The organism is Lysinibacillus sphaericus OT4b.31, from assembly GCF_000392615.1.
Classification (GTDB): domain Bacteria; phylum Bacillota; class Bacilli; order Bacillales_A; family Planococcaceae; genus Lysinibacillus; species Lysinibacillus sphaericus_B.
Map to the genome: position 1 here is coordinate 3737693 of NZ_KB933398.1, position 14847 is coordinate 3752539.

Sequence of the window (14847 nt, forward strand, 5' to 3'; positions counted from 1 at the left end):
ATTGAATAGTTACCACTATTGTAATCGAAAAGACTAGTATACTGCAATTAGGTAAACAAAATTAGACCTTTCCCACTAACACATCGACATCAATTGTTATTTCATTTAGTATAATTCTTGCTTCCTCTGATTTATGCCAGCCCATCGGTGTCATTTCGAGGAGTGCAGGAACCAGCTCTGAAGTGAGTCTAACAGAATAGGTAACACGCTCAACCATCACATCCGCAAAACTTTCTCTAAAACGTTCTACCGTTTGTTCATTCGAATACGTTTCTTTAGCTGAATCAGCATATAGCTGTGTGCGAAGCTCTTGTAAATAACCACTTTGCGGTACAACTTTTATCACGCAGCCACCTGGTACTAGTAGTCGCTTAAATTCCTCATAATTCGCTGGCGATAAAATATTTAAAATAGCATCAAAGTTTGTTTTTGCAAATGGACTCTTCGCTAAATCGCCAACACACCAAATTTGCTCTGGATAATGTCGAGCTGCGGCTAGAATACCTTCCTTTGCTATATCAATTCCAATGCCGATACCTCCCTTATGCGCCATAATGCGGGCTAAATGTGAGCCCTCACCACAGCCAGTATCCAGTACTGTTTCCGCAGTAGCAATTAGATTTCTAATTTTTTCTTCAAGTAAATCGTACATACCACTATCAATAACAGCTTTGCGAGATTCAAAAAGATCCTTACTATATTTTGAAGCAGCGCCATGTGTCAGCATATTAACATAGCCTTGCTTGGCAATATCAAAAGAGTGATGCATTGCACACTCCAGTCTTCCTTGTTCATGCACCTTCATAGGCTCTTGACAAATTGGGCAAGCGAATAGCATGATATTTTTATTCATCAATTCCGCTCCGGCCGCTCGTTTAGATAATGCTCCCATTAATTCGCCTCCTTGTGCTCTGTTGGTGAAACGAGTGCGAAACGCTCCCATTTCCGACTTTTCCATCTAAAGTATACGATAATTGCTCGCATCCATTCATCCGCTGAAATAGCTAACCAAATCCCTATTAATCCCCAGTCTAAAACGAATACAAGCAAATAGCCAAGCGGTAGACTCATACAGACCATTGATAGGAAACCAATTTTCACAGGAAATCTTGCATCGCCTGAGGCACGTAATGAATTAATGACAACAATATTCATTGTACGTCCTGTTTCAAGCAAAATACTCAATACTAAGACAGACGCCCCAATAGCAACGATTTCAGGATTATCCGTAAAAATGCCCATAAGCTGTTTACGGAAAATCGTCACAACTCCCACCATTATTAATGTGAAAATAAAAGCTGCCCGTACACTTGACCACAGCTGATGGTACGCTTCATCCTTCTTGCCAGCACCTACATTACGACCTATGATAATCGCTGTCCCTGTACCAATTGCAATAGCAAATAAATACGTAAACATAGAAATATTCATAGCATATTGTCTTGCCGCAAGGGTTTCAGCTCCTAAATACGTAGCATAGTAAAGGAATATAATTTGACAGAACTGATATAGCACCTGCTCAAAAGCTGACGGTAAGCCGATATTTAATATTTTCCGGACATATTCTTTTGAATAGGTGAAGTAATATTCAATCTTTACACGAACCTCCATCACTTGATACAACAGCCATAAAAACACGATTACTGCGAGTCCACGGCTAATAACAGAGGAAATAGCAGCACCTTTTACTCCTAACTCTGGTAACCCTAAATTACCGAAAATTAAGCCATAATTTAATACAACATGGAGCACGTTCATGCCAAGGGAAACATACATCGTTTGCTTTGTCCAACCATGTACACGAATCACCGCTGCTAACGCATTGATAATTGCTTGTAAAAAAATAAAACTACCAATAATAACTAAATAGCTCTGGGCATAAGCCAAGACATCGCCCTTTAAATTCATCATTGACATTAAGTTGCTTGCACCAAAAAAGAACACGACACTCATAATTAGTCCTACGCATAAATTCATGGTCACTGCCAATGCTGAAATCTTTGCCGCCTCAAAGTAACGCTTTGAACCTAGATACTGCGACACAACAATCGAAGCACCGTTTCCGACAACTTCAAGTATTAAAATTGCAATATGAATATATTGATTGGCCGCGCCAACACCTGATACAGCATTATCAGATAAAGCACTAAGCATAAACGTATCGGCCAGCCCCATTAGCATAAATAAAAAAACTTCTAAAAAAATCGGCCACGTTAAATGAAATAAACTCAAATGGTCAGCCGTTTTTTTCTCTCTAATCGTACTTGCCAAGCTTTGTCACTTCTCTCTCTACATTACATAAAAATCTATTGTATCTTATCATAGATTTCTCTGCTGTAAAGAATAATACGGTGAGAATGAGTAGCAAAATCTGTCGCAATATTCCTCAGTGAGCTCAAATACAAAAACGCTTCGACTCGTGAAAGTTAACAAAAAAAATCCCTCTCACAAAGCTCGTGTGAAAGGGTGACTTATTAACTTAAGCAATTAGCTTGTAATTGTTGACGTTTGTCTTTCGTTAGACCCAACTCTTGCTCTAAAAAGGCTGTCTTTGAGCCATAACGTACATCCATTGCATCGAATGCTGCTTGTAAATAATCTTCTCGTGCAGACATTAATGCATAGAACTGCTGTAATTCACGATCATTAAAATCCTTCTGAATAGTCTGGGCCATACGATCTACCATAGGGCGTAAAAGTGCATTCGTATCTAAATAATCTTGCATAATAATCTCCTCAGGTACATCTAAGGCTAATAAAATCAGCGCACCACCTATACCTGTTCGATCCTTCCCGACTGCACAATGATGGACAAGCCCTAAATTTTCAGGATTTTGAATCGTTGTGATTAATTGTTTAAACGAAGCATTATTAAAAGGCATCTGCGCATAAAATTCGCAGAACATTTCTGGACTTACAACTTTATAGAAATTTTGCCCGCCAGTATTCGTAGGCATTTCAAAAGCATGGTTCCCCTTGGCAGGAATTTGTATATACTTCGCATTTGGAAATGTCGGATTAGGGTTGTTCTGCGCCTCATGTTTGTCCCGATAATCAAAAATCGTTTTCACACCTAGTGTCTCAAAACGTTCTTTATCCGCCAACGTCATTTTTCCAAGTGCTGCCGAACGATAGATCAAGCCTTTTTTGACAGTACGCCCATCCTTTGTTTTATAGCCACCCATATCGCGGAAATTATAGACTGCTTCAAACGGAATAACCTTCATGTCAAACTGTGTCATCCACTACGCCTCCCTTATATTAGCAATCACCTTATCCTCTATTCTATAGAACCAATAAGGATAATACCAATTTTCACACTAATGCATTTCTGCACACAGCAATGCCTTTTCAGAATCACTAAACATCTATGCGTACGTAAAAACGGCTTCTAAAAGTAAATGCTGTGTACACGCCAGCCGATCGGTGCGCTGCTGAACCTGAGCAGTTCTCGCCTTTACCCGAGCGCTTCTCGTCATTTCCTGATGTAATTGGGGCGGGGTATGATTCATAACATATCAAAAAGCCGTCCTAACTTATGGGACGGCTTTAAAAAGTCTTCAATTATTGAAATAACTCAGGATAGACAGCTTTGGCTACTAGCTCAACCGCTTCGCCGATACGTGGACCAGGTCGACTGGATATATCAGCATCTATATAAAACACAACTTTGTTTTGAATGGCTGTAATCGTATTCCAACCATTGCGTGCAATGATTTCTGCCACAGGGTCTTCGCCGTAATTTACAGTTGTTAGAATGACTTCAGGGTTTTTAGCAATGACGTTTTCCTCAGAAACCTTTACCCAATCCTTTTTGTCAGCAAATACATTGTTCACTTTAGCCGCATTTAAAATTTCTTGTTGGAATGTACCTGAACCTGCTGTATAAATCTCTGGCTTCGGACTAATTTCCAAGTAAACATTTTTTTGTTTTTCTACATCTTTTACTTTTGCTTGAACATCAGCTATTTTAGCCTTGATGTCTTCATTTAGTTGATCACCTTTATCCTCAACACCCATGACAGTAGCAATTTGTTCAATATCTCCATAAACATCTTCAAATGAAGCTGCTGATTTAATAACAAATACTTTCACACCTGCATCTTCAAGTCCTTTTAACGCATCAACTTTACCATCAGTAGTGTAAGCAATCACCACATCCGGTTTTAATGACACAATGCGCTCGCTATTAAACGTCATAGAATCTGAAACACGTTCAATGTTCTGTGCTTCTGCTGGATATGTATCATATTCTGTAGCGCCTACGATTTTATCACCCGCACCTAATGCAAATAAAATTTCTGTATTGCTTGGCTGTAAAGACACAATAGTTTTTGGTACAGCATCAAATGTCACTTCTACACCACGATCATCTGTCACTTTATAGCCTGTTTCTTCAGCTGTATTTACTTCCTTCGATGTGTCCCCACTTTTCGCTTCATCAGTTGTACCGCAACCTACTAGGACAAGCGCTAACATTAAAATCGAAAGCCATTGAAAATTAACGAATTTCTTCACTTCACTCAATCTCCTTTTTCTTTTTCATTGGGTATGATTTACTTATAAACGGAATTTCAGCAATTCCTGCCTGTTGATTCATGTATACAGCCATAACGAAAAATACATTGGCCAGTAATCCTAAATAATCGAAAAGAATGGCTGGTACTTCTCGCTCCTCTGACACTTTGTGCAAGGCACGGTATGATTTTTTTGCTTCACTTCGACATAGATGAAGTGCAGCGGCAGCCTCCGTCCCTTGTGGTAAAACAAAGTTTTGAATTTCATCTCTAACATGTTCAACGTAAAAATCATAACGATCGCTCAGCCATGCTAAATCTCCATCAGTTACAGCTAATTTGCCACGTACTGAACCATTCACATGATAAGCCATTGGCAAAATTGCCATCAAATCGACCGCAACAACCTCAACTGTTTCTTTCTTTACAGCAGCCAAGGCTACGCCCACATGCGTTGTTAGGCTATCTGTTCGAATCTCATAATCGACCGTCGATACTTTTTCACGCATAAACGGATAACATGAATAACGCGCATCTTTTTTCAATCCTGAAACCCCACTTTCTTTCGTGAAAATATTCCTACTGGATTTGAGCTAAACGTGCATAAAAAAAACGCCCTCCCCCATTAATAGTGGAACGACGAAAATGCATAAGTTGCGTCGCTGTGACACGACATTGCCTATGTATTTGCCGCATATCCTCCTAACTTCCGAAGAGTACTTATACGCTCAAATAAAGGTCGGTCTCCTGGCTTGTACAGTTCACTACCTTGTATGTAGCGATGTTATCATAATAACCTTCCCATCTACTAAAGTTATGAATCTTCGACAGTGGCTTATTTTTATGATTTTTTCTGCACTTACAGTTGCGGAAACAGCTCCGGTTTTACACCGAATTCCCGATTATGCTATGGACTAGCACCCTTATTCTGCAAGAATTATTCACTTGTAAAGCAGTTTATCATAGATTGTGATGAAAAAGTAGTTGCGAAATTGCAGAAAACTCGCTCAAAAACATACAGAACCTAGCACTATTTCCACATAACGATTAGCTATTTGTAGTTCTCCCCTGAAAATTCTATAATAATTACTGACTATAATATTTTTTCGATAACTTGTTCAATATCTAGTTGTGAATCAGTCGGTTCAAAGCGCGCAATCGTTTTACCATTGCCATCTACTAAGAACTTTGTAAAGTTCCAGCGAATATTACGACCATCTAAAAAACTAGGTGCTATTTGGACAATAGCTTGCGCCAACATTTTTTCTTGCATATTTGCCTTCCCAAATTCGCGAAAACCCACTTCATGTTTTAAATAATTGAATAACGGATGTGTCGTCTCACCGTTTACTTGCACTAATTCAAAAATTGGGAACGTCACACCGTAGTTAATCTTGCAAAGTTGTGTTGTTTCCTCGCCATCTTCAGGATTTTGATTGTCAAATTGATCACAAGGAAAACCTAAAACAACGAAATTATTCTCGCCATATTTTTCATACATTTTTTGCAAATCCTCAAGCTGATAGGTAAAACGATTGGTTTGCTGTGTTGACAATTAGCATAGGCTTTCCACGATAGGTTTCCATTGATAAAATTTCACCATTTGGCTTTTTCACTAAATAATTATAAATTCTCATTTTTTAAACCCCTTTTATATTTTTTATGATTATAGCAATAAACCCTATTTTCTCCAATAAAAGAGGTTTAACATAAAAAATAGCCATTACGCTTGTTTAACGAATGGCTGTCTTATATTTCTTTTTATATTTTGCATCTTGCTCTTCTTCAATTAATCTCTGTGCAATTTCCAATAGCTTCTTGTCGCTTGTGGCATCAAACAACTTTTTAAAGGATACAATAATATCATATCGAATGAGTGTCGAATGTTTCTCATCAATACATGTTTGGAATCTTTTTGCTAAATACGAAACAACTAAATCCCTTTGCACCTGTCCCGCAAGACCAATTTGCCAAATTGCTTGCAGACTATGTCTAGCTGTTACGGTTTTATCATCATATGTTACTGCCCAGATTTTCAAAAAATCTTCTAATACACGTTCTTCTGGATCACTTTTTGCCGCCAATGCGCATAAAAACTGTACTGCCCGCGCACGTACATGTCCATCTTTATATGTAAGGGCTTGAACAAGCTGCTCCCAGACTGCGTATGTCCAATCAACTGGTTCTTGCATAATTTTCATCAATTCTTCGTAAGACTCGAATTGGATTTCACGGTCATGCTCTGTTAATTTACTAAAAAGTTGCAAAATCTCTTTTTCCATGATTCATCCCTACCTTTATTCTGTCAGAACGTTATAAAATTTTAAATTTTTTATGTTACACTTAACTTAATTTATAGCAAGAAGGAGAGTTTATGAATAAATCTATTACCCGAAAGTTGATTTTACGAACGCTTGTGATTATATGTCTAATAGTTGCGGCATATTTTATCATACCAGTCTCCGTGCCTATTATATTGGCGGGGATTACGGCTTTTTTCTTAGAGCCAATAGTTATGTTTTTTAAACGTAAGTGGAAAATGTCACGTAAAATTGCAGTCGCCTTCATTTACATAATGAGCGTTATCTTTATTTCTATTATTTGTTACTTTACTATTACACAGCTCATGTCGCAAATAATAGTTATTTCTAAGCAAGCTCCCTATTATATTTCCAAAATATCGGAAATGTGGCTTCACATGCAAGATAACATTTCTAAATATACCGAAGACTTCCCCGATGAAGTGAGTATATCACTTCAAAATACGACGATGGATTTCATTAAGAAAATTGAAGAATCTTTTCTAAACTTCTTTAATTATACCAAAGTTACCGCATTCTTTTCTGAAATTCCAAGCCTCTTTATTAGTCTTCTCGTATATATGATTGTTTTATTTTTATTTATGCTAGATTTACCAAAATTAAAACAGATAACTTACAAATATTTAAAGCCATCTACCGCAAAAAAAATGAAAATAATCTCGAATCGCTTAAAAGACGCATTTTTTGGTTTTATGAAGGCACATCTACTCGTTAGCTTTATAATTGGAGGTGTCACACTTGTTGGACTTCTTTTTATTCAGCCAAAATATGCGATTACTATGACTTTTATCATTTGGCTTATCGACATTATTCCATTCCTTGGATCAATTATTATTTTGGCACCTTGGGGGCTTTATCATTTATTGATGGGAAACACCTCCATTTCTGTTCAATTATTCATCTTAGCAGTTATTTTACTCATTATTCGTCGAGTAGTCGAGCCTAAGATGATGGGAGATCATATTGGTTTGTCTACTTTACCAACATTAATAGCCATGTTTATCGGACTTCAGCTATTTGGTATTATCGGTTTGCTGACTGGACCATTTTTTATTATTTTATTCTTTGCTTTAAAAGAAACAGGTATTATCAAGTTTAATTTCAAAATTTAAGATATAAAAACGCACAAGTGGCCTTTAATTGCGGTGAGCGTTGGTCAGCAATTTTTAGCACGAATGTCTTGACTTGAATAAAGAAATTTATATTTTCGAACCTTTAAAAAAGGCCATCTTTGTAATTTACTCTACAAAGATGACCTTTTTGCTATTTAAATCGTCTATAAAATAGTAGGATTATTGAATGCGACCAAAGCCTACTAAATATTGATTCCACCAATCAAGTGATTCGATGACAACACCTTTGTTTTGAGCGTCAATCATCGTGTTGTTGCCTAGGTAAATACCGACATGTGCTACGCCTGAACCATAGCTGAAGAATACTAAGTCACCTACACGTGCTTCACTTGCAGAAATGCGTTGTGTTGCTAAATATTGCTGGGATGCTGTACGTGGTAATGAAACGCCTGCTTGCTTGTATGACCATTGTACAAGACCCGAACAGTCAAAGCCTGTTGACGGATTGCTACCGCCCCATACGTAACTACGACCTAAAAACTGTTTAGCTGTTGAAATAGCATCACCTGAAGAAGCTGTGCCTGAACCTGAACCAACAACGATTGATTGCGGTTTACCACCACCATTATTAGTTGTTTGCATTACAGGTGTAGCTGATTGAAGTGCACGTAAACGAGCCGCTTCCTCTTCAGCTGCTTTACGTTCCGCTTCTAAGCGTTCCTCTTCTTGTTTAGTAGCAATTTGAGCCTTTAACGCAAGTGATTTTGCTTCGTTTTCAGCTTTTTTAACTTCCATTTCGCTTTCTTTTTGTTGAAGCGCTTGGAATTGCGTTTGTAATTCTTTTTGTTTTTCATCTAAAGTTGCTTTTTGTTCTTCTAATTTTACTTTATCTGCCTCTTGTTGATTGACCAATTCTTGGTCAGCATCCATTAATGTTTTAACCGCTACGACACGGTCCATTAAATCTGCAAAGCTTTTCGCTTCAAGGACTACGCTTAAATAAACCCCTACTGTGTTATCCTGCGCTTGGTATGCAGCCATACGTTCATTTAGAATAGCAGAACGTTGCTCGATACGCTTTTCTGTTTCCACGATACTAGCATCAACTTCTTTAATTTCTGCTTGTACTTGGTTAAATACTTTAACTTTTTCATCAATATCGTTTTGCAGATCTGTCAACTCTGCCTCTAATTTTTTAACTTCTGCATCAATCTGAGCTTTTTTCTCAATCATTTGTTGAGAAGTTTCTTCTGCATGTACTTCGGTTGGTTGTACTGTATTAAATAATAAGCCGCCCGCAAGTGCTATTGTTAGCACCATCGACTTACGCCATTTATTGCGCTTCCCCACTAAACTTCATTTCCCTTCATCCATCAATTTCGCTCTCGGTGTTCTATGTAATCACTTGAACGATTTCTATTATATTCAAATTTATATTTATACTTTTATTAGCCTTTTAAAGTTTAGCATTAATAGCATAACTTTTATACTATTTCTCGTCGTTTTAATAGTTTAGTAAAACTCGAAACATTTTTGTAATATTATCGAAAACACTTAATTCTTCTACAACAAACAACTATATACTGCAACAACACTTATTTAGCTCCTCTCACGACAACTAACCAATACGTATTTGTAATGGTTTTGTAATATACGCTCATCTAATTATTAGTAAGTAAAAAAAGGCAGGGGCATTTTCCCCCTACCTATTGTTTCATTGAACGTAATGCTTGAATGGAGAGCCGTACTAACAGGATTGCACACAAGAACAATCCTAAGTACGCTGCTGTATTTAAGTAAACCGCATAGGAATCATGTATAAATTGCGAGATAGCTAATAGCGCTACGGAAATAATGCCAAACGTAATACCAACTAGTAATAGGACAAAACGCGAAAACAACTGCGTTATAAAACGGGCATTATGTTCATCTGAAAAAATATCATGATGTAATATTATTTTCCCGCTTTCGACTCGTTGAATGAGTTGATCCACTCTTCTTGGCATTTTTCGTAATGTCGGAATTAACATCGATAACTCTTCTTGCACACGTTCCTTTGTAGCCATTGGTTCTTTAAAAGGCTTTAAAAATGCTGCGCGCATATAGGAGGAAGAAAAATCTTTTGCCTCTGTGAAAATATCAAATTGCGCATCTATGATTCTTAACGTACCATCTAACGTCACTAATGATCGAAGCGCCAGTCCGACAGAGGGATAAAACGCAAGACCGAAATCACGTACAACGGTAAATAACGAATGGATCAATTCTTCAGTTGGAATACGATCGACATAAGAAATCTTTAGCAATATTTGATCGATTGCTTGCTCCATTCTTGACCGTTCTGCATGAGCAGCATTTTCTACTAATAGCATTAAGCCGTCATATAAGATACTCGAATCGTTTTGCTGAATACCCATTAAAAATAGCTTTAAGCCTTCTTGTTGAGTAGCGCCCAAACGACCGACCGCTCCGAAATCGAGCAAAATCGGCGCACCATCCTTCTCATCAATGTAAATATTGCCTGGATGCGGATCTGCATGAAATATACCAGAAAAAAGCATTTGCTCAAAAAATGAATACAGAACCGTCTGTGCAAACTGCTTCGGATCTATTGATAACCGTCTAAATTCTGCTGCGCCTTCTGATACACTTTTTCCACGTACGTATTCCATGACAATTATATCTTCATCACTGTATTGTGTATAAACTTTAGGAATTCGCACCTTATAATCACTTTTCGCAAGCGCATTGGTCACCTGTAATGTATTGCGTACCTCAATGTCTAAATGAATTTCCTCACGTAAACCATCGGCAAATCCACCAGCCAACTCTCGAAAACCAAGTGACTCTGCCCATGTTGACTTACTTGTCAGCCAGTTCGCAAATTCCTCTAATATATCCAGATCATCACGCATTATGCCTTTCACTTCTGGACGCAGTAGTTTCACCACAACTTCATCGGAATTTTTCAGTCGTGCCTTATGTACTTGTCCTATAGATGCTGCCGCTAAAGGTTCCATATGAAAAGTAGTGAATACCTCTTCTACAGGCTTTGGAAGAGAATATGCCAAAATCTTTGTCACTTGCTCAGGTTGCAATGGCCTTACACTATGCTGTAGCCGCTCTAGCTCATCAATGAATATGGGCGAAAACAATTCTTTGCGTGTAGATAATACTTGACCAAATTTGATGAATATTCCACCACACTGCTCTAATGTCGTTCTTAGTGCTATTGCAAGCTCCTTCTCATTTTCGCGCTGTCTTGCATATTTAATTGTTTGTACAACCCCGTTTGTGACTGCTATTTTTAATACTTGACGTAATCGCTTTTGCTGACGCCAGTAGCTTCGTAATCTTAATAGAATCGACCGCTGACCGTTTCGTCGTTCTCCACCGGCAATACCACTCGAATCAAAGAGTTCAAATACAAGGTAAAGCAGCATGGAAATAAGTAGCATGCTACCTATCCAAATAAGCGTACTCACCTCTGTCACAGTTTGCATCATCGATTCCGATAAAAAGTCTGTATGACGCAAGTATGAATACCAGTAAACAAAGGACGTGAGCGTCACACTAATAACAACAGATAGCACTCTTCGTACAAAATTAATACTCGAACCTATTAAACGACCACTGACAAAGTAAATGATTCCCGAAGCAACTATGATTTGAATCAGAAACTTCACAAAAATCAACAGTGCCACCCCCCGTTGTTTCTTCCTAATACTGCTAGTATAACAAATTCATGCATGTACTTTCTTTTACTAGCCTCAAGTTAGTAAACAATAAGTGAAATCAACAATCATTTTATGCATTACAGCCATTGTTTCGTACAGCCATTAGCACAAAATCAGTTATTCGGTCATTCTCAGCTAGTGGATGAAGCTGGGGTTCGAGGACTAGTAAGAAAAAAGAATATCAGGTTGGACCTTCCACTAAGCGAGCTTTCGTGAACGTATAAACGACATCCCAAAGGTGGACCCAGTTATATGCACTGTTAATCTAGTCAGCTTAGTTGTAACGCCGTTATGACTGTACAAAATAGTGGTTACTCACTAACCGTCTATAAGGTAGCAGCAGCATCCCTAGGCATTTGCTTAGACGTGTACTTTAGTGACGAGACAACAAATTGTTTACAGCATATAACTTCACATAATATGAAAGGGATGCTGCCATATAGCAGCATCCCTTTCGTTTAATTCGTTGAAAGCACTTGCTCCCAATCAATCGTGTTATTTTTCACTTGATCTCGTTTCTCTTTGTCCATAATATCGTTCGGACGGCCACCTTTTGGCCAATCTTTATCATGATTTGCCCATTCTGGTCGATCCTGCGTTAAAATATATGCCGCTAAATCGGAAGCATCTTGATCTGTTAAGGTACCTCCTGCTCCAACCGGCATGTTATTTTGAATATAACCAGCCATTTTGGTCATACGTGCCATACCCGCACCATCATTAAAGGAATTTTCACCCCATAATGCTGGACCTGAATTTGCTCCAGTACCTGAGCCATCTGCAGCATGACAAGTGATACAAGACTGTGCATATAGTTCCTCACCATTTGCTACATCCGGAATAGGAACACTCTTCATATTACTCGTACCAGCCCATTCACGTTCTGCCCCTATTGGAACACCTTTTGAAATATATGCAAAGTACGCTACCATCGCTTCCAACTCGTCACTATTCATTTCGAATTTTTTGCCATTCATGCTTCGTACCATACAGCCATTAATTCGTTCTTCAATCGTGACAATACTTCCTGAGCGACCAATGTATTGCGGATAATTTGCCATAACACCTACTAAAGAAGAAGCTTGTTCATCATAACCTGCACCTGCATGACAACTTGTGCAAGATAATTGATTACCAACGTATTCATCTGCAGCAACATGTGTATTATTCACAAGCTCATAGCCATATAAAATCGCTTCTTTCATAGGTCCATCTGGCACTTCTTCGATACTAGGTGGTGCGTAGACAACTTTCTGAGAAGCTGCTGTTGTCGGTACTTGTGTTTGTACCGTTGCATCTTCTGTTTCTCCATTCGCATCACCTAAGATTTTATCGCTTACGACTGCTCCCACAAAAAGTGAACCAGCTATTAATACCGTTCCTGCAATCCCCGTTACTATAGCTTTCATCTTTCATACCCCCCTCTGTATCACTAACTTTACTTTAGCAAGATAATGTATTTTTGGATGTGATTTTTCTCACACTCCCTAATATTTGAACCTTATATACAACAAAGTTGGATAAAAAAGGAAGTATTTAATGTGCTATAACAGAAAAACCTAGACTTAATACCCCTTCACGTATAATTATTTTTATGCCAAAAAACCGAGTACATTGCTGTACCCGGTTGCCAACATTCCTTTAAAGTTTACAGCCATCCTTACACGCCAATTTTCCATTACCAACCATCTTCACCGAAGACTTTAAGCCAACCATTTCAGCTGTCTGATGCAATGTGCGTACGAATACTTCATTCGGCTCTGCTCCTTTGATTCCATAACGATTTTCAAATACAAAGAACGGTACACTTTGTACACCAATTTGCTGCGCATCGTAACGATCCTTATGCAATTCCTCCATAAAAGCATCACTCGAAGAAAGCACTTCTTTTGCTTCAGCAATGTTTAAGCCTAAGTTTTTGATAATTGCTAGCAAAACAGCCTCATCATTTAAATCCTTACCTTCAATAAAATAGGCAGCCATCAAGGCTTCATTATAATCCACGTCTTTGCTATACTGCTTTGTCCATTTCGCTAAGCGATGCGCATTTTCTGTGTGCGCCGTTTTTATTTCATCATAATTATAGGCAAGTCCCACTTCCTTTGCTCGCTCTACAATACCGGCAGTCATTTGCTTCACTTCTTCCAGTGTCACCTGGTGATGAGCCATCCAATACTCATAAAAGTTTTGACCTAGCTCTTTTGGTGCCTCCGGAGCGATTTGGAACGCTTTAAATTCTATCTCTACTTGGCCAGTATACCCAGCCTCTTCAATCGCTCGCTCTAATTCTTTCTCCCCTATATAGCAAAAAGGGCAGGAGAAATCAGAAAATATTTCAATTTTCATTGGAACCTCCCTATAAAATATCTATCCAAATCTTCATAGTCGTTGCCGAAATAAGTATGGCTAAAATCCATTGCAATACCTTCGTATTCATACTTTTCCCCGCATTTGCTCCTAATGGTGCAGCAATTAAACTAGCCACAATCATTATCGCTGCTGGATAATAATCGACTTGCCCTGTCATTAACTTGCCAATTGTTCCACCGATGGATGAAATAAAGGTTATTGCTAAACTTGATGCAATCGTCATGCGCGTAGGAATCCCTAATACAATAAGCATAATCGGGACAAGCAGGAAACCACCCGCCGCTCCGACAATTCCTGAACCAATACCAACGACAAAGGCTAGAGATGCAGCTAATGCTTTATTAAAACTAATGTCATTCATTGGCTTATCATCAATTTGCTTTTTCGGAATAAACATCATGACTGTCGCAATCAGTGCTAGTAAACCATAAACGACATTAACGCCTGTCTCCGATAAAAATTGGGAGCCATAACTACCAACAAAGCTACCGGCTAAAATAGCCCCTCCCATATAAATAATGAGCGATTTATTCAAATAGCCACCTTTACGGTAAGCCCACACTCCAGCAATCGAAGCAAAGAGTACTTGCACAGCACTAATACCCGATACCTCATGTGCTGTAAACGCTGATAAACCTAGTAAAGGTGGAATGTATAATAACATTGGATATTTAATAATCGAACCACCAATACCTAGCATCCCTGACACAAATGAACCTACAAAACCAATTAAAAATATAGTAATAATCCATGTTACATCCATTTATTTTTCCTTCTTTCTTTTGTGTGAGTGCCAGGCACGCACACAATTAGACTCTTCGCATACCCC

At 38.3% G+C, this 14847-nt stretch carries 12 protein-coding genes, 1 pseudogene and 1 riboswitch; of the genes and pseudogenes, 1 reads left to right on the top strand and 12 read right to left on the bottom strand.

Annotation, left to right across the window (positions count from 1 at the left end; genetic code table 11):
• Window positions 1–61: 61 nt before the first annotated feature.
• The 7 genes and pseudogenes from H131_RS17200 to H131_RS17230 form a co-directional block, all read right to left on the bottom strand.
• Window positions 62–892, bottom strand: coding sequence for a putative RNA methyltransferase (locus tag H131_RS17200; protein ID WP_010860404.1), 831 nt, complete (start codon window positions 890–892; stop codon window positions 62–64).
• Window positions 892–2271 (bottom strand): MATE family efflux transporter, encoded by a 1380-nt coding sequence (locus H131_RS17205; RefSeq protein WP_010860405.1) that lies wholly within the window; start codon window positions 2269–2271, stop codon window positions 892–894. The genes H131_RS17200 and H131_RS17205 overlap by 1 nt, the downstream gene beginning before the upstream one ends.
• A 203-nt stretch (window positions 2272–2474) precedes the next feature.
• The gene (locus tag H131_RS17210; RefSeq protein ID WP_010860406.1) at window positions 2475–3242 is read right to left on the bottom strand and encodes a tyrosine-protein phosphatase; all 768 of its coding nucleotides are present in this window, start codon (window positions 3240–3242) and stop codon (window positions 2475–2477) included.
• A gap of 322 nt (window positions 3243–3564) precedes the next feature.
• Window positions 3565–4518, bottom strand: coding sequence for an ABC transporter substrate-binding protein (locus H131_RS17215; protein ID WP_010860407.1), 954 nt, complete (start codon window positions 4516–4518; stop codon window positions 3565–3567).
• 1 nt (window position 4519) lies between these two features.
• Window positions 4520–5062, bottom strand: coding sequence for a hypothetical protein (locus H131_RS17220; RefSeq protein WP_010860408.1), 543 nt, complete (start codon window positions 5060–5062; stop codon window positions 4520–4522).
• Between the two features lie 175 nt (window positions 5063–5237).
• Window positions 5238–5457, bottom strand: a riboswitch (cobalamin riboswitch).
• A 153-nt stretch (window positions 5458–5610) separates the two neighbouring features.
• Window positions 5611–6154 (bottom strand): annotated as a pseudogene (locus H131_RS17225) (glutathione peroxidase).
• 96 nt (window positions 6155–6250) lie between these two features.
• A complete protein-coding gene (locus H131_RS17230; protein WP_010860409.1) occupies window positions 6251–6799 on the bottom strand; it encodes a hypothetical protein in 549 nt (182 codons plus the stop codon).
• Between the two features lie 92 nt (window positions 6800–6891).
• On the opposite strand from H131_RS17230, the gene ytvI reads away from it, so the two are divergent.
• Window positions 6892–7950 (top strand): sporulation integral membrane protein YtvI, encoded by a 1059-nt coding sequence (gene ytvI, locus H131_RS17235; RefSeq protein WP_010860410.1) that lies wholly within the window; start codon window positions 6892–6894, stop codon window positions 7948–7950.
• Window positions 7951–8130: 180 nt separating this feature from the next.
• Here the strand turns inward: ytvI and H131_RS17240 are convergent, their stop codons facing one another.
• The 5 genes from H131_RS17240 to H131_RS17260 all read right to left on the bottom strand — a co-directional run bounded on the left by H131_RS17240 (window position 8131) and on the right by H131_RS17260 (window position 14781).
• Entirely contained in the window at window positions 8131–9261 is a 1131-nt protein-coding gene (locus H131_RS17240) for a C40 family peptidase (protein WP_010860411.1), read from the bottom strand.
• A gap of 356 nt (window positions 9262–9617) precedes the next feature.
• Window positions 9618–11606, bottom strand: a complete 1989-nt coding sequence (locus H131_RS17245; protein ID WP_010860412.1) for an ABC1 kinase family protein — start codon at window positions 11604–11606, stop codon at window positions 9618–9620.
• Window positions 11607–12106: 500 nt separating this feature from the next.
• Window positions 12107–13057, bottom strand: coding sequence for a c-type cytochrome (locus H131_RS17250; protein ID WP_010860413.1), 951 nt, complete (start codon window positions 13055–13057; stop codon window positions 12107–12109).
• A gap of 232 nt (window positions 13058–13289) precedes the next feature.
• Window positions 13290–13994 carry a DsbA family oxidoreductase gene (locus tag H131_RS17255; protein ID WP_010860414.1) on the bottom strand — a complete coding sequence of 235 codons (705 nt, stop codon included), beginning with the start codon at window positions 13992–13994 and terminating at the stop codon, window positions 13290–13292.
• Window positions 13995–14004: 10 nt separating this feature from the next.
• Window positions 14005–14781: a sulfite exporter TauE/SafE family protein gene (locus H131_RS17260; RefSeq protein ID WP_010860415.1), complete on the bottom strand. Its 777-nt coding sequence runs from the start codon at window positions 14779–14781 to the stop codon at window positions 14005–14007.
• Window positions 14782–14847 lie beyond the last annotated feature (66 nt).